Origin of the sequence: Mesorhizobium sp. M0954 (genome assembly GCF_040319155.1) — a bacterium.
Taxonomy (GTDB): Bacteria; Pseudomonadota; Alphaproteobacteria; order Rhizobiales; family Rhizobiaceae; genus Mesorhizobium.
Genome location: NZ_JAMYNR010000003.1, coordinates 69,685 through 90,635, shown reverse-complemented (window position 1 = coordinate 90,635; position 20,951 = coordinate 69,685). Strand labels below are relative to the sequence as shown.

The 20,951-nt window shown below is 61.6% G+C and carries 18 protein-coding genes; 10 read left to right on the top strand and 8 right to left on the bottom strand.

What is annotated here, in order from left to right; translation table 11 throughout:
- Positions 1–23: 23 nt before the first annotated feature.
- The 4 genes from NKH93_RS05590 to NKH93_RS05575 form a co-directional block, all read right to left on the bottom strand.
- Positions 24–824, bottom strand: a complete 801-nt coding sequence (locus NKH93_RS05590; RefSeq protein ID WP_352503605.1) for an SH3 domain-containing protein — start codon at positions 822–824, stop codon at positions 24–26.
- A gap of 259 nt (positions 825–1,083) precedes the next feature.
- Complete coding sequence (locus tag NKH93_RS05585) at positions 1,084–2,370, bottom strand: NAD(P)/FAD-dependent oxidoreductase (protein WP_352969548.1); 1,287 nt, start codon at positions 2,368–2,370, stop codon at positions 1,084–1,086.
- A 161-nt stretch (positions 2,371–2,531) separates the two neighbouring features.
- Complete coding sequence (locus tag NKH93_RS05580; protein ID WP_352502066.1) at positions 2,532–2,900, bottom strand: four helix bundle protein; 369 nt, start codon at positions 2,898–2,900, stop codon at positions 2,532–2,534.
- 82 nt (positions 2,901–2,982) lie between these two features.
- Positions 2,983–4,416 (bottom strand): glutamine synthetase family protein, encoded by a 1,434-nt coding sequence (locus NKH93_RS05575; RefSeq protein WP_352457076.1) that lies wholly within the window; start codon positions 4,414–4,416, stop codon positions 2,983–2,985.
- Positions 4,417–4,583: 167 nt separating this feature from the next.
- Between NKH93_RS05575 and NKH93_RS05570 the strand changes: the two genes are divergently transcribed.
- On the top strand, positions 4,584–5,300 hold the full coding sequence (locus tag NKH93_RS05570; RefSeq protein ID WP_352969546.1) for an HAD family hydrolase: 717 nt from the start codon (positions 4,584–4,586) through the stop codon (positions 5,298–5,300).
- 32 nt (positions 5,301–5,332) lie between these two features.
- On the opposite strand, the gene NKH93_RS05565 is transcribed toward NKH93_RS05570, so the two are convergent.
- Positions 5,333–5,722 (bottom strand): ANTAR domain-containing protein, encoded by a 390-nt coding sequence (locus tag NKH93_RS05565; RefSeq protein WP_245274728.1) that lies wholly within the window; start codon positions 5,720–5,722, stop codon positions 5,333–5,335.
- 431 nt (positions 5,723–6,153) lie between these two features.
- Between NKH93_RS05565 and NKH93_RS05560 the strand changes: the two genes are divergently transcribed.
- On the top strand, positions 6,154–6,615 hold the full coding sequence (locus NKH93_RS05560; protein WP_352969545.1) for a RidA family protein: 462 nt from the start codon (positions 6,154–6,156) through the stop codon (positions 6,613–6,615).
- Positions 6,616–6,680: 65 nt separating this feature from the next.
- Here the strand turns inward: NKH93_RS05560 and NKH93_RS05555 are convergent, their stop codons facing one another.
- A complete protein-coding gene (locus tag NKH93_RS05555) occupies positions 6,681–6,923 on the bottom strand; it encodes an SMc00767 family acetate metabolism repressor (RefSeq protein WP_023719402.1) in 243 nt (80 codons plus the stop codon).
- A gap of 78 nt (positions 6,924–7,001) precedes the next feature.
- Entirely contained in the window at positions 7,002–8,291 is a 1,290-nt protein-coding gene (gene aceA, locus NKH93_RS05550; RefSeq protein WP_352969544.1) for an isocitrate lyase, read from the bottom strand.
- Positions 8,292–8,529: 238 nt separating this feature from the next.
- Here aceA and NKH93_RS05545 point away from each other — a divergent pair, with 238 nt between their 5' ends.
- The 7 genes from NKH93_RS05545 (at position 8,530) to NKH93_RS05515 (ending at position 16,669) form a co-directional block, all read left to right on the top strand.
- Positions 8,530–9,981: a helix-turn-helix domain-containing protein gene (locus NKH93_RS05545; RefSeq protein WP_352821900.1), complete on the top strand. Its 1,452-nt coding sequence runs from the start codon at positions 8,530–8,532 to the stop codon at positions 9,979–9,981.
- Positions 9,982–10,177: 196 nt separating this feature from the next.
- On the top strand, positions 10,178–11,077 hold the full coding sequence (locus NKH93_RS05540; RefSeq protein ID WP_352821902.1) for a DUF2167 domain-containing protein: 900 nt from the start codon (positions 10,178–10,180) through the stop codon (positions 11,075–11,077).
- Positions 11,078–11,259: 182 nt separating this feature from the next.
- Positions 11,260–12,213, top strand: coding sequence for a DMT family transporter (locus NKH93_RS05535; RefSeq protein ID WP_352680813.1), 954 nt, complete (start codon positions 11,260–11,262; stop codon positions 12,211–12,213).
- A gap of 352 nt (positions 12,214–12,565) precedes the next feature.
- The gene (locus tag NKH93_RS05530; protein WP_352472707.1) at positions 12,566–13,663 is read left to right on the top strand and encodes a polyamine ABC transporter substrate-binding protein; all 1,098 of its coding nucleotides are present in this window, start codon (positions 12,566–12,568) and stop codon (positions 13,661–13,663) included.
- 73 nt (positions 13,664–13,736) lie between these two features.
- Positions 13,737–14,876, top strand: a complete 1,140-nt coding sequence (locus NKH93_RS05525) for an ABC transporter ATP-binding protein (RefSeq protein ID WP_023677452.1) — start codon at positions 13,737–13,739, stop codon at positions 14,874–14,876.
- Positions 14,877–14,885: 9 nt separating this feature from the next.
- The gene (locus NKH93_RS05520; protein WP_352450936.1) at positions 14,886–15,854 is read left to right on the top strand and encodes an ABC transporter permease subunit; all 969 of its coding nucleotides are present in this window, start codon (positions 14,886–14,888) and stop codon (positions 15,852–15,854) included.
- Complete coding sequence (locus NKH93_RS05515; protein WP_023677454.1) at positions 15,851–16,669, top strand: ABC transporter permease; 819 nt, start codon at positions 15,851–15,853, stop codon at positions 16,667–16,669. Before NKH93_RS05520 ends, NKH93_RS05515 begins: the two co-directional genes overlap by 4 nt.
- A gap of 12 nt (positions 16,670–16,681) precedes the next feature.
- Here the strand turns inward: NKH93_RS05515 and NKH93_RS05510 are convergent, their stop codons facing one another.
- The gene (locus tag NKH93_RS05510) at positions 16,682–18,532 is read right to left on the bottom strand and encodes an AsmA family protein (protein WP_352472706.1); all 1,851 of its coding nucleotides are present in this window, start codon (positions 18,530–18,532) and stop codon (positions 16,682–16,684) included.
- A 182-nt stretch (positions 18,533–18,714) separates the two neighbouring features.
- On the opposite strand from NKH93_RS05510, the gene NKH93_RS05505 reads away from it, so the two are divergent.
- Positions 18,715–20,673: an acetoacetate--CoA ligase gene (locus NKH93_RS05505; protein WP_352969543.1), complete on the top strand. Its 1,959-nt coding sequence runs from the start codon at positions 18,715–18,717 to the stop codon at positions 20,671–20,673.
- The last annotated feature ends 278 nt before the right edge of the window (positions 20,674–20,951 follow it).

The window sequence follows — 20,951 nt, the reverse complement described above, 5'->3', positions numbered from 1 at the left end:
GACCCGCAATCGCTCTGCCGGCCCTACGCCCCGGTTTTGACGTAGCTCTTGTAAATCCAGCCGCGCTTGCCGTTGTAGACGATCTGGCACCATTGCTTGCAGCTCATCACCTGCACCGAGGTCTTGGCCGGCACGGTGAGAATGGCGGCTGCATTCTTTTTTGGGGCGGTGCGCATGGTGACGGATCTCAGGATGCGTCCGGTACCGGCAGTATTGGCTCTTCCGGAATTTGCCTTGGTGCTGTTGTCGTCTTCGCTCGAAGTCTGCGTCGGCAGTTGCGGCTTAGGCGTGGGGATGGCGGCGGTCTGCGCGCCATCGGGCCCGCTGTTTTTCGTTGAGCTGCCGGGAGCCGCGACTTTGGCAAACAATGCCGCAGCGTCGGGTTTTGCTGCCGGGTCGGCGAATGCCACCGAAGCAGACGATTTATCGGTCGCCTGCTCGGTCTGGCTTGCCAGCTGGTCGGATGCTGCCGTGGCGGCGGCCGATGCCGTCTTTGGCCCTGTCCAGCGCGGATCGTTGGGAGCCAGCGCTGGTATCTCGGCTTCCGCCGCGGCCACCGCTGGGGAAACCGCATCTGCCTTGCCCGTCGTCCGCGGCGCCGCAGCAACCTTGGCAGGCATGATCTTCGTCGTCTTGACCGGGATGGTCGGAACGATCTGCTCAGGACTTGCGGCCGCTTGTCGCTCATTTGCCGGCAATGCCAGCCACAGTGCCACCGCGGCAACGCCGAGCAGTGCGACCGTGCCAAGCGCGGCTATCACCAGATGCGCGTTCGACCGGACCCCGTGCCAGAACGTCGGCCGCATATCGTAACCGAATTGCATCGCAAGGCGCCGTCGTTCCGGCGCGCCGAAACTGAAGGGCTCTCTCACACTTGCCACCTCCATTTGCGGGCCGATGTTCTTACGACCCATGCCGGAGAGCCGGCATTTCGATCGGCATCGGTCCCAAACCAAAAGCGGGCAGGCCCGCAAAAATTCCCCGTTCAGCTGCCCACGAGCATCATCTTTCGCCCGCGATTGTGGCATCACTGCGCCCTTGGCGGGAATTCTGCGCCCTGGTTAAGGATTCTGCAACGTCTGGTTAGATCCTGTCCCGCAACGCGTACCAGTTGAGCGCAAGGAAGAGCAGTGGCGCGCGCAAACGCCGGCCGCCGGGGAAGGGTGGAATTTTCAGGTCCTCGATCAGCTTCAGCCGGTCGCGGTTGCCGGCGACCGTCTCGGCATAAAGCTTGCCGAAAAAGTTCGACAGCATGACGCCGTGGCCGGAATAACCGCCGATCGAGGTCACATTGGGCATCACTTCGCGCACGAACGGCTTTCTCGGCACGGTGATGCCGACATAGCCGCCCCAGCCATGGGTGATCTCGACGTCGTTCAGTGCCGGATAAATCTCGGCAATCTGCCGGCGGATGTGGATGTGGATGTCCTTGGGATCGTTGACCGCATAGATCTCGCGCCCGCCAAACAGCAGCCGCCCATCCTTCGATTTGCGGAAATAGCGCACGACAAAGCGCGAATCGTCGACCGCCTCGCCACCCGGCAGTATTTTGGAATCGGCTCCCAGCGGTACCGTCGCGCCGATGAACGAGCCGATCGGCATGATATGCGCGGCACTCACCGGTTCGAGCGTGCCGCCATAGGCATTGACCCCGATCAGGCATTTAGCGGCGGTGATCGTGCCCTTCGGCGTCGCAACCCTGACCTTGCCGCCGCCGGAGGTGATGCCGGTCGACGGCGTCTGCTCGAAAAGCTTTGCGCCGGCCTCTGCCGCCACCTTTGCGGTGCCGATGACCAGTTTCAGCGGATGGATGTGGCCGGTGCCGGTGTCGCGGGTGCCGCCGAAATAATGCGTCGAGCCCAGCCGCTCGGCTGTCTCCGCGGCATCCATGAATGAGATGTGCGGATAACCGAACCGGTTTGCCATGATCTCGGCATGCGCCTTGTAGTCGTCGACATAGCGCTTCTTGTGCGCCACCGACATCTGGCCGGGCATATAGTCGATCTCGATCTGGTGCATCGCGGCAAAGTCGAGCAGATGCGCCTTGGCCTCTTCGGCCAGGTCGAACAGTGCCTTGGCGCGGGAAAAGCCGTATTCCGCTTCCAGTTCCTCTGCCCAGGCCCGTTGTCCGGTGCCGAGCTGGCCACCATTGCGGCCCGATGCGCCGTCACCGAAACGATGCGTTTCGATAAGCACGACATCCGCGCCTGTCGTGGCGAGATGAGCCGCCGCCGACAGGCCGGTAAAGCCGCCGCCGACAATCACCACATCGCATGTCCGGTCGCCGTCGAGCGCCGGATATTCGGGCCTTGGCCCGGCCGTGTCTTCGTACCAGGAGCGGCCGGGGGAGATTGGGGATTGGTAAGTCATGATGCTCGGCTAGGGCAGTAGGGCAGTAGGGCAGTAGGGCAGTAGGGCAGTAGGGCAGTAGGGCAGTAGGGCAGTAGGGCAGTAGGGGAGTAGGGGAGTAGGGCAGTAGGGCAGATGGGCAGTAGGGCAGTAGGGCAGTAGGGCAGTAGGGCAGTAGGTGTCTATTCAGCCGACAGCTTGCGGATCAGAAGCCGCAAGAGCTTTCCTACGCTCTCGCTGTGGGGCATCAATGACTCGACCGCCTCGCGAGAGGTAATTCCAACCCTTTGCGCGATTAAAAGGTGTGTCTCCAGTTCCTTGAGTGATCCCTGGGCGATCCTGAGAAACTGCTGGTAGGAAGCTCGGCTTTCTCGGCCGTAACCCTCGGCGATGTTGGCGGGCACCGACGTTGCTGCCCGACGCACCTGACCCGTCAGCCCGTAGATCTCGTCTTTCGGCCAAGTCCTTGTCACCTGGTAGATTGCAACTGTTAGGTCCATGGCTTGCTGCCAAACGATCAGATCCCTGTACGATGCGATCTTGTCCGTCATCCTTGCCCTACTGCCCTACTGCCATATTGCCCTACTCCCCTACTCCCCTACTCCCCTACTCCCCTACTCCCCTACTCCCCTACTACACATTCAGCAGCAAATACTCCCTCTCCCACGGGCTGATCACTTCCATGAAGGTTTCGAATTCCGCTCGCTTGATCGCCGCATAGGTGGCGGCAAATGACTTGCCGAGCAGCGCGCCGAGTTCTTCGTCTGCCTCGAACAGGTCGACGGCTTCGAGCAGGCTGCGCGGCAGGTCGATCTGGTCCTCGTTGGCGGTCGTCAGAACCGGCGGCTCGGCCTTGATCTTGTTGGTCATGCCGATCAGTCCGCAGGCAAGCGATGCCGCCAGCGCCAGATAGGGGTTGGCGTCGGAGGAGGGGATGCGGTTTTCGACGCGCCGCGCCGCCGGGTCGGAGCGGGGCACGCGGAAGGCCGTGGTGCGGTTGTCGTAGCCCCATTTGTTGTTGACCGGCGCCGAGGCCGACTGCGTCAGCCGCCGGTAGGAATTGACGTAGGGCGCAAACATCACCAGCGCGTTCGGCACATGTTTCTGCATGCCGCCGATGAAATGGAAGAAGGCCTCGGTCTCCGAGCCGTCCTCCGCCGAAAAAACGTTCTTGCCGGTCTTCTTGTCGATGATCGACTGATGGATATGCATGGCCGAACCGGGCTGCCCTTGGATCGGCTTGGCCATAAACGTGGCGTAGATCTCGTGCTTGAGCGCCGCCTCGCGGATGGTTCGCTTGAACATGAACACCTGGTCGGCGAGCTCGATCGGATCGCCGTGACGCAGATTGATTTCGAGCTGGCCGGCGCCCTCCTCGTGGATCAGCGTGTCGATCTCCAGGCCCTGGCTTTCGGAGAAATGGTAGATGTCGTCGATCAATTCGTCGAATTCGTTAACCCCGGCGATCGAATAGCCGGCGCCGCCGCCGATCGGCCGTCCCGATCGACCTACCGGCGGGGTCAGCGGATAGTCCGGATCGGGGTTCTTGCGCACCAGGTAGAACTCGATCTCGGGTGCCACGACCGGCCTCAGCCCACGCTTGTCATAGGCGGCAAGCACGCGCTTCAGCACGTTGCGCGGCGTGAACTCGACCGAGCGGCCGTCCTGGTGGACGAGGTCGCAGATAACCGCCGCGGTAGGGTCCTCCTCCCACGGCACCACCGTCAGCGTCGAGAGGTCAGGCATCAGCTTGAGGTCGCCGTCGTCCTCCGGATAGTGGAAGCCGTTGCCGTCCTCCGGATAGCCGCCGGAAATCGTTGTCATGAACACCGCCGAAGGCAGCGCCAGCGAGGTGTTGGAGGTGAACTTCTTCGATGGCATCATCTTGCCGCGCGCAACCCCGGCCTGGTCGGGTGTGATGCATTCGATATCTTCGATGCCGCGCCATTCCAGCCAGGCGCTGACTTCCTTCCAGTTCTTGACGCCACGTTGGTTTTTCACGAAGGCAGGCGTGCGGGCGCGTCCTCCGCGGCTCGACGGACGGACTTCCTTTTTTGCAGGCGGCATCAATCACCAGATTTGTTGCAGATTGTGGAGTATAGCCGTTGCCGACGACGAAAGGGAAGGGGAGCCGGCTGGCGTGCGCCTCGATAACCGGGGGAACACAACGACTTCCGGATAAAAGCCTCCTGGTCTAGGGTCGGCTTCCCGCAACGCTGCAATTAATGGTCCCCATGCAACACAGCCGCAAACTGACGACGATCGGCTTCGATGCCGACGACACGCTGTGGCAGAACGAACAGTTCTTCCGCATGACCGAGCAGCGCCTCGCCGCGCTGCTCGCCGACCACGCCGAGGAGGATCGGATTTCGGCAAGATTGCTGGAGGCCGAGAAGCGCAACCTCGCGGTCTACGGCTTCGGCATCAAGGGATTTACGCTGTCGATGATCGAGACGGCGATCGAGGTCACCGAAGGCCAGGTGCCTGCCTCAACCATTGCTGAAATTCTCGCCGCGGGCCGCGAGATGCTCAGCCATCCGATCGAGCCGCTGCCCCATGCGCGCGAGACCGTGGAAAAGCTGGCCGGCGCTTACCGCCTGGTGCTGATCACCAAGGGCGACCTGTTCGACCAGGAACGCAAGCTCGCGCAATCCGGCCTGGGCGAGCTGTTTGATGCCGTCGAGATCGTCTGCGACAAGAGCGCGGCCACCTATAGCCGCATCTTCAGCCGCCACGGCGACGGCCCGGAAAAGGGCATGATGGTCGGCAACTCGCTCAAATCGGACGTCGTGCCGGCCATCGAAGCCGGCAGTTGGGGCATCCACGTTCCGCATGAGCTGACCTGGGTGCTGGAACATGTCGAGCCGCCGGTCTCGGCACCACGCTTTCGCCAGATAGCCAATCTCGGTGAACTGCCGGGCTTGATCGAGCGTATCGGCGAGATTGATTGATCAGGTCTGCAGCCGAGGCATCGCGGTAGGCGTCAATTGCGGCTAATTGCGATCAGCCGGTCGATCACCGGCTGCAGCCGTTCGGTGGTGATCGGCTTGACGACCACTGCGTCGATGACGCTGGACAGGCCCAGGCTCTCCGGCGTGCCGGTCTTGACTGAAAGCAGGATCACCGACGGAAGCGATCTGCCTGACGCCCTTCGCAGTGCATCGATACCCGACAGCAAGGCGTCGCAGTCCCCGTTCTCCGCACCGCCGTCGAGAACGACAGTGCCGGGAATCAGCGCGTGCAAGGCCTTTGCCGCGGTTTCGGGAGTTTCCGAGATCGGTTTGAGGCCGGACCGCTCGACGATCTTTGAAACCACGACCCGGTTGATCGGTGATTTTCCGACCACCAGCACCCGCGAGAAATCCGGGAGCATCCGCGTCTCCACGTCCCGGCTAGCGAAAGGCAGCTGTTTTGCAGTCTCGATGTCGCGATTCGCAGGGCACATGGCGGGGCAGGCCGTTGTTCAATGTTTCAATGCAGGGTTGAAACTCGAGAGGTAATTGGCGTGAGATCACTGCTCATGTCAAGCTCAAATGGCGTATCAGGAGAATATCGCAAGAAACATTAAAATTAAAATTAAATGCTTTTCTTTGCCGCCGCTCGAAAGGAGAAGTCGCCACCACAAACGGGCAGGCTCAGCTAAGTTTGGCTGTGCAGCGCGAACGCGTCAACTAACAGCTATAGCCAGATTGACGAAAGGTTGGATGAAGTCGAGGCAAGTCTGTCGCGAGCTTGTCGCATCGCCTCGCCGGACTACCCTTCCTCGTTGGCTACACACGTCTCTTTGATCGACGGGAGATGACAATGGAACTCGTGACTCACAAGAAATTCAAAAATGGCCGGTTGATGCCATGGGGAAAGGGTACGGTCGTTACCGGCGCGAAGGGGTTTGTCTACCTTTCCGGAAACACCGCGACCGCCGAGGACTACGATCCGATCGGCAAAAGCGGCGGCGGCGCCATTGGCGGTGCAGCGGCACAGTGGCGCACAATTCTCACCAATATCAAATCAGACCTGGAGGAGCTTGGCAGTGCGCTCGAGCATCTGATCAGGCTGACCTTCTTCGTTAAGGGACCATTTCCCGATGGCGGCGTTCTGAGCTCTCCCAATTTTCGCCTGGACGTCTTGGACGAATTCTTTGCCGAGCACTGCCCGAAGCACTGCAGCTACAACAACCCGCCGCCCTCGGAAGTTATCGGCGTTGCAGCACTTGCGCAGCCTGATCTTGTTATTGAAATCGTTGCACTAGCGGCTCTGCCGGACTAGGCAGAGCCGCTGCCTGCGAGGTGCGATAGCCCGCGTTCAAAAAAGGCGCGGTGCGGTAGAATTCATTAGTCGTGGCTCCGCTGTGTGACGATAACCGGGATCAGCAGATCGCCCCAATTGCCGTCGCCGCCATGGTGCCGTGCCGAGCGCACCAGTTCGACCGAGACGCCGGCCTCGACCGCCTTCATTACCGACTGATTGAGCCTGTGCAGATCGTTCGCCAGCATGCGGATGGTCGCCTGCTGGTCGACATTCATGCTGGTGGCCTGCTCTTCGGCCCGTTCCTTGACGCGGCTTATCGATGCCATTGGTCTTCTCCCTGTGTTGCCTTGCCTGTTGTGTTGCCATGCCCGCTTGGGCGTTCCCTCTGTTTGTCTGCTGTTCCGCTATTCCGCCGCCGGCCTGAATTGGGCGTGCTCGGTCGATCCATGCATGGCCGTGGTCGAAGACTGGCCACCGGTGATCGCCATTGAGACGGCGTCGAAATAGCCGGTGCCAACCTCGCGCTGGTGCTTGGTGGCGGTATAGCCATTGGCTTCCGCGGCGAATTCCGCCTCCTGCAGTTCCGAATAGGCTGCCATCTGCCGCTCCTTGTAGCCGCGGGCGAGCTCGAACATGCCGAAATTGAGCTGGTGGAAACCGGCCAGCGTAATGAACTGGAACTTGTAACCCATGGCGCCGAGTTCCTTCTGGAATTTCGCAATCGTCGCGTCATCGAGATTCTTCTTCCAGTTGAAAGACGGCGAGCAATTATAGGCAAGCAGCTTGCCCGGATGGTGCTTGCGCACGCCTTCGGCAAACGTCCTGGCCTGCGCCAGATCGGGCCTGGAAGTCTCGCACCAGATCAGGTCCGCATAGGGCGCATAGGCGACGGCGCGGGCGATGCAGGGCTCGATGCCGTTGCTGACATGGTAGAAGCCCTCCGCCGTGCGGCCGGCGCCATAATCGACGAAGGGTCGATCGCGTTCGTCGATGTCGGAGGTCAAGAGCTTTGCCGCTTCAGCGTCGGTGCGCGCCACGACCAGCGTCGGCGTGCCCATGACGTCGGCGGCAAGCCGCGCGGCGTTGAGGTTGCGGATGTGTGCGGCGGTCGGGATCAGTACCTTGCCGCCGAGATGGCCGCATTTCTTCTCCGAAGCCAGCTGGTCCTCGTAATGGACGCCGGCCGCACCCGCCTCGATGAACGCCTTCATGATCTCGAAGGCGTTGAGCGGCCCGCCGAAGCCGGCTTCCGCGTCGGCGACGATCGGCGCGAACCAGGTGTCGACCGACAGCCCGTTGCCTTCCGAAGTCTCGATCTGGTCGGCGCGCTGTAAGGTGCGGTTTATGCGCTTGACCAGTTCGGGCGCGGCATTTGCGGGATAAAGCGACTGGTCCGGGTACATGGCGGAAGCGGTGTTGGCATCGGCGGCGACCTGCCATCCTGACAGATAGATCGCTTTCAGCCCGGCCCGCACCTGCTGCATCGCCTGGTTGCCCGACATGGCACCCAGCGCGTTGACGAAATCCTCTTCATGGATGAGCTGCCACAGCCGGTTTGCCCCCATTTCGGCGAGGCTCTGCCGGATCTGCACCGAGCCGCGCAGCCGCTTCACGTCGTCCGGCGAATAGGGCCTTTCGATGCCATCAAAGCGGCCTTGCGGCGCCGACGGGACGAGGTTGTAAAAGTCGGTCATTGATCACTCCAGGCGGTTTTGATGCCGGTTTAGGAAGGCGTCGCAGAGGGAAAATATGTGCGCCATATGTGTGACACCATTTACACGTCGGCACGACGCAAGCGAGGCAAACCTCCTGATCAGTCATAAAATAAGGGAAAACCTGTGTTGTGTTTGACTGATGAGAGCTGTAAATCTGTCATGATTGTAAAGACAGCCATGCCATCGGCGGATGTAAATTTCTGTCAAGGAAACTCGATTGGCCGACCACAAAATCTTTGCCGGGCCGCGCATTCGTCGCATCCGCAACGCCAAGGGGCTGACCCAGACGGCGATGGCCGAAGGGCTCGGCATCTCGCCGTCCTATCTCAATCTCATCGAGCGCAACCAGCGGCCGCTGACGGTGCAACTGATCCTGAGGCTGGCAACCGTCTACAAGGTCGACCCACATGAATTGCAGGGCGAGGCGAGGGGGTCGGTCGCCGATTTGAAGGAAGTGTTTTCAGATCCGTTGCTGGCCGGCGAACTGCCGGGCGACCAGGAACTCATCGAGCTTGCCGAGGCGGCGCCCAACGCTTCCACCGCTGTCATAAAGCTGTTTCGCGCCTATCGCGAGCAGGCCGAGCGATTGTCGGATATCAACGAGCTGCTCGCGCGTGAGGGCAAGGCCACCGCCCTCTCCGGTGCCAGGCTGCCGATCGACGAGGTGCATGAGATTTTCGAACGCCGGCCGAACCATTTTGCCGCGCTCGAAGAGGAAGCCGAGGCATTCACGTCGGTGCTCGATCCCGGCGACGATCTGTTCAGTGCGTTGAAGGCTTGGCTGCGGCGTGAATTCGGCATCGTCGTCAAGGTACTGCCGGTCGCCACGATGCCCAACTGGCGGCGTCGCTATGACCGTCACTCGCAGCGCCTGTTCCTGTCCGAGCGGCTGTCGCCATTCGATCAAGTGCGCGAGGTGGCGATGGAGGCCTGCCTGATCCGCATGAGCGTCGCTGTAGCTGCCGAGATCCAGGTGCTGAAGCTGACCACGGACGAAGCCCGCCGGCTGGCGCGTTTCGAGCTCGGCCGCTATGCCGCGCACGCTCTGATGATGCCTTATCAACCTTTTCGCGCCGCTGCGGTCCGTGCCCGCTATGACATCGACATGTTGCGGTCGCGCTTCGGCGTCTCTTTCGAGCAGGCGGCGAACCGGCTGACCACGCTGCAGCGGCCGGGTGCGTCGGGTGTGCCGTTCTTCATGCTCGAGGTCGACAGTGCCGGCAATCGGTTCCGCAAGGCGGGCAGCCACGGCTTTCCGCAAAGCCGCTTCGGCGGCGGCTGTCCGAAGCTGCCGGTCCATGCCGCCTTCGCCCAGCCCGGCCAGATCCTGGTCGAGGCAGTGGAAATGCCCGACGGTGCGGCGTTCCTCTGCATGGCCCGCACGCTCGAAGGGCCGCAGGGCTCGTTTGCCGAGCGCCCGCGGCGCACGGCGCTGTTGCTCGGCTGCGACATCGGTTTTCGCGACGAGGTCGTCTATGGAGCGGCATTGCCGGGGCCGGCCGCCATCGGCAAGACCGGACAGAGCGCCGCTGCGCTGGCGACGCCGGTCGGCCCTGCCTGCCGGCTGTGCGAACGCATCGGCTGCCTCGCCCGCGCCGAGCCACCCGTTACACGTCCACTCGGCCTCGACGAGATGGTCACGGGACTGTCGGCGTTCGATTTCCAGTGATTCGGCTCCAGCAATATTGCGGCTGAATCTTCGACCAAAGGACCTCATCTGTTCCTGCGGCGGCAACCAGTAAGCTGGTTCGCGGTTGCCGGCCAAAATATTGGTTCAGCCAAAATATTGATTCAGCCGAATATTGATTCAGCATTGACGGTACGGTATCAAAAAAAAGAACTGCGCAACGGTCGGGGGATCAATCATGGGCAGGACAGTTTTTTGGCTTGGCTTGGCGCTCGCGTTTTCGGCCGATCCCGCATTGGCTGAAAAGTCCTCGGATTTCTTCAATTCCTATCAACACTACAATGATGCCGGCAAGGCGTTCCTGGACAAGATCGATCCGAAGACCGGCGCGATAAATCTTGCCGAAGGCATCCATCTCGACCTCAAGGACAAGTTCTATTTTCTGGACAAGAAGGACACGCTCTCCGTCCTCACCGAAGCCTGGGGCAATCCGCCCGACTCTGGTTCCGATGCCCTCGGCATGATCTTTCCAGTCTCCCATGATCCCATTGCCGACAACAATTGGGGGATAGAGCTGCGCTGGGAAAAGATCGGTTACGTCGACGACAGCGACGCCGCGTCCATCGATTACAATGAACTGCTGCGCAACATGCAGTCAGACACTCTGTCCGGCAACGATCAGAGGGTAAAGGATGGCTATGCGCCCATTACGCTGATCGGCTGGGCGTCGCCGCCGGTTTATGACGCGGCCCACAAGCGCCTGCACTGGGCCAAGGAGCTGCAATTTGGCAACGATGCCGCCCATACGCTCAACTACGACGTCCGTTTCCTTGGCAGGGAGGGCGTCTTCGTGATGAGCTATATCGCGACGGTGGAACAATTGCCGGAGATAAGGCAAAGCCTGGATGAGGTGCTTGGCCTCGCGGACTTCAATACCGGCAAGACATACGCCGATTTCGTGCCGGGCGTCGATACGGTTGCGGCGATTGGCGTCGGTGGCCTGATTGCCGGCAAGCTGGCGGCGAAAGCAGGTTTTCTGGTCGTGGCGCTGATCGCGCTGAAAAAGTTTGGCCTGCTCCTGCTGGTTCCGCTGGCCGGTCTCTGGCGTTTTATCCGCGGCAACAAGAGCACCTCGTAACGCATCATCGACAAGTCGCCTCGGATCATCGCCGGGCGAGGGGCGAGGCGCCCTCATCAGTGCGCCAAACGGAACATCGAACTGGATCACGCCCGGCCTTCTGCTTTGCGTTACGCGAATGAGGCACGTCTCTGTCGTCCATTGCACATCGTGCTGCTCCGAATTCGCCGACAGTCATACCCATGACCGATACCGCATCATCTCCGGTTGCCGCTTCGCCGATCGTGTCGCCGCAAGGCGAACGCGTCGGCTTCCTGCTGGTATTCCTGTCGGCGTTGATGTGGAGCTTCGGCGGCAGCATTGCGCGCTTCATCGACAACGCCGACAGCTGGACGGTGGTGTTCTGGCGCTCGGTCTGGGCCGCCGCCTTCCTGCTCTGCTTCATGGTCTGGCGCGATGGCTGGCGTGGCACGCTGAAGCTGTTTCGCGGCATGGGCCTGGCCGGCCTTGCGGTGGCGTTCTGCTTCGCCACGGCGTCGACCTCTTTCGTCGTGGCGCTTGCCTATACCACCGTCGCCAACATCCTGTTGATGCAGGCCGGCGTGCCGCTTCTGGCGGCGCTGTTTGCCTGGGCGCTGTTTCGCGAACGGGTGGCGGTGGCGACCTGGGTGGCGATCGCCGCCGTTATTGTCGGCGTCGCCATCATGGTGTCGGAATCGCTCGATGGCGCGGTGTCGCCAATCGGCGACGGGCTGGCGCTGCTCATCGCTGTCATGTTCTCGATCGCCACCGTCATCACGCGCCGCTTTGCCCATGTGCGCATGACGCCGGCGACCTGCCTCGGCACGATGCTGGCGGCCGCCTTTGCGGCATCGCAGGCGTCGGCGCTGGGCGTCTCCAGCCACGATATGGGCTTCCTCTTTGCCTTTGGCGTGATCAATCTGGGACTCGGTCTCGCCTTCTTCGCCACCGGTGCCCGGCTTGTTCCGGCCGCTGTGGCGGCGCTGCTCGGCACGTTCGAACCGATCCTTGGCCCGATCTGGGTCTGGCTCATTCATTCCGAGGTGCCGTCGGCGCGTACCATCGTCGGCGGTGCCGTCGTCGTCACCGCGCTCCTCGTCCATATCGGGCTCGAGTTCAAGCGCCAGACGCGGCCCGCGCGAGCGGGCGTCATCGGTGTGCCGTCACCTAATTGATGCAGTGCGCGCGTCAAAGCGAGATGAACCATTGACAACGTCGCAGCCGCGCGGGCAGGCTGCGATCACGGCAACAACAAGACAGGCGTATCTTGCCAAGTCTCCATGCCGGCCGCATTGAGGCCGGACAATATCGTCGTCTCCCTGCCCGCGCCGTAGCGAAAGCTTCCGACGGCGTCGGAACACCACCAACGCCACGCCAGGTCTTCGCTGTCGGCTCGCCGCCGAACCATAATGGCGCCGGCAATTCGCGCTTGTCGCCTGCCTGCAAGCCCAATACCTTGAAGCAAATGCCCAGCCGCGCGGACGCCGCGACGAGCTGGCGACGGAACACTCATCAAAGGAGAATAGCATGACCCGCAAAGCGCTCTGGCTTTCGGCGACTTCGGCGTTTCTGGCAGTTTTTACCTTTGGCGCGCATGCCGAGGATCGCGTCGTCAACGTCTTCAACTGGTCGGACTATATCGACAGTTCGATCATCGACGACTTCACCAAGGAAACCGGCATCAAGGTCGTCTACGACACTTTCGATTCCAACGAGATCCTGGAAACGAAACTGCTCGCCGGCGGCAGCGGCTACGATGTCGTCGTGCCCAGCGGCAATTTCCTTGCACGCCAGATCCAGGCGGGTGTGTTCCAGAAGCTCGACAAGTCGAAACTGCCGAACATTTCAAATATGTGGGACACGGTCATGGAACGGACCGCCAAATATGATCCCGGCAACGAATATTCGATCAACTACATGTGGGGTACGGTCGGCATCGGCTACAACATCAAGAAGGTGCAGGCAGCGCTCGGCACCGACAAGATCGACAGCTGGGACGTGTTCTTCAATCCCGAAAGCCTGGCCAAATTGAAGGACTGCGGCGTCTATGTACTGGATTCGCCGGCCGACATCATACCGGCGGCACTGAAATATCTGGGCCTCGATCCGAACAGCACGTCGCCCGATGAGATTGCCAAGGCCGAAGAAACCTTGCTGAAGGTCCGGCCCTATATCCGCAAGTTCCACTCCTCCGAATACATCAACGCCCTGGCCAATGGCGACATCTGCCTGGCGGTCGGCTGGTCGGGTGACGTCTTCCAGGCCCGCAACCGCGCGGACGAAGCCAAGCAGGGTGTCGAGATCGGCTACTCCGTGCCGAAGGAAGGTGCCCAGATGTGGTTCGACCAGATGGCGATCCCGGCCGGTGCAGCGCATGTCGCCGAAGCGCATGAGTTCCTGAACTACATGATGAAGCCCGAAGTGATCGCCAAATCGTCGAACTATGTGCTCTATGCCAACGGCAACAAGGCTTCGCAGCAGTTCATCGACAAGGCGATCCTGGAAGATCCGGCGATCTATCCGGATGCAGCCACCTTGCAGAAGCTCTACACCGTATCGCCTTACGATCCCAAGACCCAGCGCATCATCACCCGCACCTGGACCAAGATCGTCACCGGCCAATAGCAATCTGACCAGGCTCCGGCAGCCGTTGCCGGAGCCGCTTTCTCATGGGGCAAGCAGCAGGACGGAGTGGGACATGAAATCGCTTGGCAGCATCCGCAGGGATTTTGCGCCATGGAACGATCCGAACGCCAAGCCATACATCCAGTTCGACAACGTCACCAAGAAATTCGGTGAGTTCACAGCGGTCAACAACCTGTCGCTGACCATTTTCGAACGCGAATTCTTTGCCTTGCTGGGGGCCTCAGGCTGCGGGAAATCGACACTGCTCAGGATGCTTGCGGGCTTCGAGGAGCCGACCGCCGGCCGCATCCTGCTCGACGGCCAGGATCTGCGCGGCATTCCGCCCTACCGGCGGCCGGTCAACATGATGTTCCAGTCCTACGCCTTGTTTCCGCACATGACGGTCGAGAACAATATCGCCTTCGGCCTCAAGCAGGAAGGCATGGCCAAGGCCGACATCGACAAGCGCGTCGCCGAGATGCTGAAGCTGGTCAAGCTCGAGCAGTTCGCCAAGCGCAAACCGCACCAATTGTCGGGCGGCCAGCGCCAGCGCGTCGCACTCGCGCGCTCGGTGGCCAAGCGGCCGAAAGTCCTGCTGCTCGACGAGCCGCTTGGCGCGCTGGACAAGAAGCTGCGCGAGGAGACCCAGTTCGAGCTGATGGACCTGCAGCAGAACCTCGGCCTCACCTTCGTCGTCGTCACCCATGATCAGGAAGAGGCGATGACGATGGCCGACCGCATCGCCATCATCGACAAGGGCGAGGTGATGCAGGTGGCGACGCCGGCCGAGGTCTACGAAGCGCCGGGTTCCCGCTTCGTCGCCGGCTTCGTCGGCAATGTGAATATGTTCGACGGCAAGATCGCGGCTGGCGAGGCCGGCAGCGCGAGCATCGATGCCGGCAACGGCATCACCATCCGGACCGAAAATGCCGGCAGTGCCGCCGCCGGAACATCGGTTACCTTCGCCATCAGGCCGGAGAAGATAAAGGTGTCCTCCACGAAACCGGCCGGTGCCGTCAACGCCATCGAGGGCGAGGTCTACGATATAGCCTATCTCGGCGACATGACCGTCTATCACGTCAGGCTGGACGACGGTCAGGTGGTGCGGGCGAGCACCATGAACGCGGCACGCCTCACCGAGGACCCATTGACCTGGAACGACCGCGCCTGGGTTTCTTTCCGCCCCGACGCCGGCGTCGTCCTGACACGGTAGAGACTGATCATGTCCGCTGTCACCGCCGCAACAAGCTCTCCGGCAAGCGCTGCCGGCAAATCCGCCTTGGTCAGGCTGGGAGCGGCGTTCGTTAGCCGGCTCGTCATCATCATCCCCTACCTCTGGCTGCTGTTCTTCTTTCTCGTCCCTTTCATCATCGTCTTCAAGATTTCGCTGTCGCAGACGGCGATCGCCATGCCTCCCTACACGCCGGTGCTCGATTTCCGCGGCGGCATTTCCGGGGTTATCGCGTGGTTTGGCACCCTCAATTTCGACAACTACATCTTGCTGACGCAGGATGCGCTCTACTTCAACGCCTATGTGACGAGCGTCATCGTCGCCGCCATTTCGACCGTCCTGACATTGCTGATCGGCTATCCCATAGCCTATGGCATGGCACGCGCCCCGGCGACGATCCGTCCGACCTTGCTGATGCTGGTGATCCTGCCGTTCTGGACCTCGTTCCTGATTCGTGTCTATGCCTGGATCGGCATTCTCAAGCCCGAGGGCCTGCTCAACGAGCTGCTGCTCGCCACCGGCATCATCAGCCATCGGCTGATCATCCTCAACACCTACACGGCGATCTTCATCGGCATCGTCTACTCCTATCTGCCGTTCATGGTGCTGCCGCTCTATTCGGCCTTGGAGAAGATGGACAATTCGCTGATCGAGGCCGCCAAGGATCTCGGCTGTCCGCCGACCAGCGCCTTCTGGAAGATCACCTTCCCGCTGTCGCTGCCCGGCGTCATCGCCGGCTGCCTTCTGGTGTTCATTCCCGCCGTCGGCGAGTTCGTCATTCCCGATCTGCTCGGCGGCTCGCAGACGCTGATGATCGGCAGGACGCTGTGGAACGAGTTCTTCGGCAACCGCGACTGGCCGGTGTCGTCCGCCGTCGCCGTCATCTTGCTGCTGCTGCTGATCGTGCCGATCATGCTCTTCCAGCGAGCCCAGGCGCGCACCCAGGAGCAGGACCAATGAACGCGACCTGGAGCCGCTTCAACATCATTTCGATCGTGCTCGGCTTTGCCTTTCTTTACCTGCCGATCGTCCTGCTCGTTGTGTTCTCTTTCAACGAATCGAAGCTGGTCACCGTCTGGGGTGGCTTCTCGACGAAATGGTACGTGTCGCTGTTCCACAACCGGGGTCTTATGGACGCCACCTGGGTGACGGCCCGCGTCGGCGTCATCTCGGCAAGCGTGGCGACCGTGCTCGGCACCCTGGCGGCGCTCACCTTGACACGCTACACGCGCTTTCGCGGCCGGCTGCTGTTTTCCGGCATGGTGTTTGCGCCGCTGGTCATGCCGGAAGTCATCACCGGCCTGTCGCTGCTGCTGCTCTTCGTCGCCGTCGGCCTCGACCGCGGCTTTCTGACGGTGACGCTTGCCCACACCACGCTAACCATGTGCTTCGTTGCGGTGGTGGTTCAGTCACGCCTGATCACTTTTGATCGTTCGCTGGAAGAGGCCGCGATGGACCTCGGCGCGCCACCGGTGAAGACCTTCTTCCAGATCACGCTGCCGGTCATCATGCCGGCTATCGTCTCCGGCTGGATGCTGGCCTTCACGCTGTCGCTCGACGATTTGGTTATTGCCAGCTTCACCTCGGGACCCGGCGCCACGACGCTGCCGATGAAGATCTACAGCCAGGTCCGCCTTGGCGTGACGCCGGAAATCAACGCAGCCTGCACCATCTTGATCGCGGTCGTCGCAGTTGGCGTGATCATCGCTTCGCTCGCAAACAAACGCCGCGAGGTGCAGCGCCAACGCGACGAGCAGGCCGCGCAGCGCGGTTGATGCTGCTGCTGCTTACTCTCCCGAAACGCCGCGGCTTATCGGCGAGATGAACGGCGTGCTCCACGTGCCGCCGACGAAGAACGACGACTGATTGGGTCCCTGGCCGTTCGTCTGCGTGGCAGCCTGGCTCGGCTGGACGATGCCGCCGGACAGCGCCAGCCCGCGTCCGGCATAGGATGCGATGCCGGAAAGCCAGATCTTGTATTGCGCGGAATTCACCTCGGCCTTGTCGATGCGCGCCACGCCGTTCGAAATGCTCGCCTTGAGCTCGGCCCCGTCGATCGGCAGCGTTCCGTCCGAGACGTCGTCCAGCGCGAAGAATCCGCCCTGTTCGGTGTGCTTGAGGAACGCCGGCAGGTTAAGCCGGCTCAGCGCACCCGCGCCGAACGTCGCCGACAGCGAGCCATTGGCGTTTTCGAAAATCGAGTCCCAGGTTCTGCCAGGCCCCTTGAGGATGACCGAAACGGTTCCAGTGCCGATCGGCACCAGCCGTGTCATCCCGGCCGCGGTGCCGAAAGCGCCGCCGTCGATATCGGAAGCAAGCAGCCGGATCTCGACTTCCGTGCCGGCGGGCTTGCGGTCGAAACGGACGCTGCTCTGGACGTTGCCGCCAAAGGCGGATGCATCCGAGATGTCGAAGACGGCAAGGCCGTTCTTGACCTGGGCAGTGGCAGCGACGTCGGCAAGCTGGATGGCGCCGGCGGTGGCATGCGCCGCCGACAGCCTGAGATCGAGATTGATCCGGTCGGCGAAGCTCGTATCGATTTCGCCCGGGCCGGTGCCGCCGGCGGATGGTACCGGCGTAAAGGCGGAGAGAAATGATCTGAGGTCGAGCGTATCGAAGGCAAGTGTGCCGGAGATCACCGGCAGTGCCTCACCATAGGTGAAGTCCAGCGCACCCATTCCCGGGTTGTTGTCGAGGGTCAGTGCCGTGTTTTCAAATTTGACTCGCCCGGCCGTCGCCGTGATCTTGCTTGAAACCGAGATCGAGCCGATTGCGGCACCGGGCGCGATGCCGGCCTGCGACCATTCGAGCACGCGTCGGAGCGAAGGTGCGGCGAATTTTGCCTGGCCGTCGAAATAGCCGTTCTCCGACATGCTGGCGCGGCCGTCGAACGAAAAACTGGCCGGTGCCGCCTTGAAGGAAAATGTGGCCGGTGCTGTGCCGCCACCAAACAGCACGAGCGGGTTCGGCGATGCGGCGTCGATGGCAACACTTTCGCCGCGCCATATCCCGGTCGCCGACAGCGTCGCATTGCTGTTCATCGCGGCCCAGTTCGCCTGGCCGCTCAGGCTGCTCAATATCTCCTGGTCCTTGCCGCCGATGGCAGCCACTACGCGGCCGTCCCTGAACTCGACTGTGCCGAACGGATCTGTCGGCAGCTTGCCGAGATCCGGCTTGGCGGGATTTGTGTTGATCACCGCGCGGGCAGCATCGATCGAACGCGTAATGCGCCCGCCGCTGGGAATCGCAGGCAGGAAAAACCCGCTCGCGGTACGCTGAACCCGGATCGTCGGTCGTACCAGCCGCGCCGTCGAAAACACCACATCGCCACGCAGCGCCGCCATCGCTGAGAGGTCGACCTCGACCCGTTCGGCCTCGACCACGGGCGGCGCATCCGTCTCTGTCCATTGCGACAGCGTCACGTCGCTCAGGATCGCCCGGAAATTCGGCCAGACCTCGATACGCGGCGCGCCGTCGATGGTGACCCGGAAACCGCTCCACGCGCTCATTTCCCACGCGATACGGTCGCGTACGATGCGGGTCGAGGCGATCAACGGCAAGGCTGCGACAACCAGCGCGATGACGATGACGGCTGCGCCGATCGCCCATATTCCGCGTCGGATCAAAGGTGATGGCATATCGCCCCGTATGCTTCCATTCCGACAAAATCGCCCGACGGGTGTAACCGACGGCTGACGCATTTCAAGTCTTTATGGCCCGGCGATGGCATTTGCGCACACCCTGACCGGCGCGGTCCAACAAAATCTTGCTCTGCTGCATCGCGATATGCATAAGCGATGCAGCCTACGGAGAAACAATGATGACTGACGACGCACCGCTCTGGATCCCGACGCAAGAGCAGATCGACGCGGCGCCGATGACCGCCTTCATGAATGCCGCGGCGAACATGGCCGGCAAGGTTTTCTCCTCCTATGCCGACCTGCATCGCTGGTCGATCGATGATCGCGAGACCTTCTGGAGCCTGGTCTGGGACTTTTGTGGCATCGTCGGCGACAAGGGCGAACGCGTGCTGGTCGATGGCGACAAGATGCCCGGCGCGACCTTCTTTCCTGAGGCAAAGCTGAACTTCGCCGAGAATCTCCTCAAGAAAACCGGGCTTGGCGACGCAATCGTCTTTCGCGGCGAGGACAAGGTCGAGCGGCGGCTGTCCTGGAACGAGCTGCATGCGCTGACCTCGCGACTGCAGCAGCTTTTCCTGTCGCTCAAGGTGAAGAAGGGCGACCGCATCGCCGCGATGATGCCCAACATGCCGGAGACCGTTGCTGCGATGCTGGCGGCCGCCTCGATCGGCGCGGTCTGGTCGTCCTGCTCCCCAGATTTCGGCGAGCAGGGGGTTCTCGACCGGTTCGGCCAGATCGAGCCTGTCGTGTTCATCGCGCCGGACGGCTACTGGTACAATGGCAAGGCGATCGAAGTCGCCGACAAGATCGCGGCCGTGGCGGGCAAGCTCGCCACCGTCCGCAAAGTCCTCATTGTCGACTATCTCGGCACCTCGCTCGACGTCGCCGCGACCATCGGCAAGGCGGCTGCGCTGGAAGAGGCGCTGTCACCCTTTGCCGCAAGGCCTGTCGCCTACGAAAGGCTGCCGTTTTCGCATCCGCTGTACATCCTGTTTTCATCGGGCACGACCGGCATTCCCAAATGCATTGTCCATTCGGCCGGCGGAACGCTGATCCAGCACGTCAAGGAAGAACGGCTGCATGCCGGCCTGCTCGACGGCGACCGCTTCTTCTACTTCACCACCTGCGGCTGGATGATGTGGAACTGGCTGGTGTCGGGCCTGGCATCGGGCGCCACCTTGCTGCTCTACGACGGCTCGCCGTTCTACCCGGACGGCAATGCGCTGTTCGACTTCGCCGATGCCGAAAAGATGACCTATTTCGGCACCTCGGCCAAATTCATCGATTCCGTGCGCAAGGCCGGCCTGAAGCCGATCCGCACGCATGATCTTTCCAGCGTGCGCACCATCTCATCGACCGGCTCGCCGCTATCGCCGGAAGATTTCCGCTTCGTCTATGAAGGCATCAAGAAGGACGTGCATCTGGCTTCGATTTCCGGCGGCACCGATATCGTCTCCTGCTTCGTGCTCGGCGTGCCGATCGAACCGGTGTGGACCGGCGAGATCCAAGGGCCCGGGCTCGGCCTTGCCGTCGATGTCTGGGACGATGACGGCCGCCCGCTCCGCCAGGAGAAGGGCGAGCTCGTCTGCACCAAGGCGTTTCCGGCAATGCCGATCGGCTTCTGGAACGACCCTGACGGCAGGAAATACAAAGCCGCCTATTTCGAACGTTTCGACGATGTCTGGTGCCACGGCGATTTCGCCGAATGGACCGTCCATGGCGGCCTGATCATCCATGGCCGTTCCGACGCCACGCTCAATCCGGGCGGTGTCAGGATCGGCACGGCGGAGATCTACAATCAGGTCGAGCAGATGCCGGAAATCCTCGAAGCGCTGTGCATCGGCCAGGATTTCGACAATGACGTGCGTGTCGTGCTGTTCGTGCGGCTGGCGGCGGGCGTTGAGCTCGATGCCGAGCTGGAAAAACGCATCCGCGCGAAAATCCGCACCGGGGCGAGCCCGCGCCACGTGCCGGCCAAGATCGTCGCCGTCAGCGATATTCCGCGAACCAAATCGGGCAAGATCACCGAGCTCGCGGTACGCGACATGGTGCACGGCCGCGCCATCAAGAACAAGGAAGCGCTCGCCAATCCCGAAGCGCTCGAGCTGTTCCGCAACCTGCCGCAGCTTGCCGACTGACCCCGGGATCCAAGGTAGGAGCTGTTTTGAGGTCTCCGGTATCGTTAACAAATTATCTCTTCGGAATTTACCTAGATTTCATGAGTGGTACACATTGGTAAATTTTCCGGCGTGCCGGTAAGGATTTGTTAAGGCCCGGCATCAATAGTCGTGCGTAACTTGAGGGAGAAATCCCGTTCCTCTTAGCCCCGAGAGGATCTGATTCGCTCAAGCCCCGTTGTGACAGCAATCCTATCATTCAAGGCGTCCTGTTGGACGCCTTTTTTCTTTGCGCAACC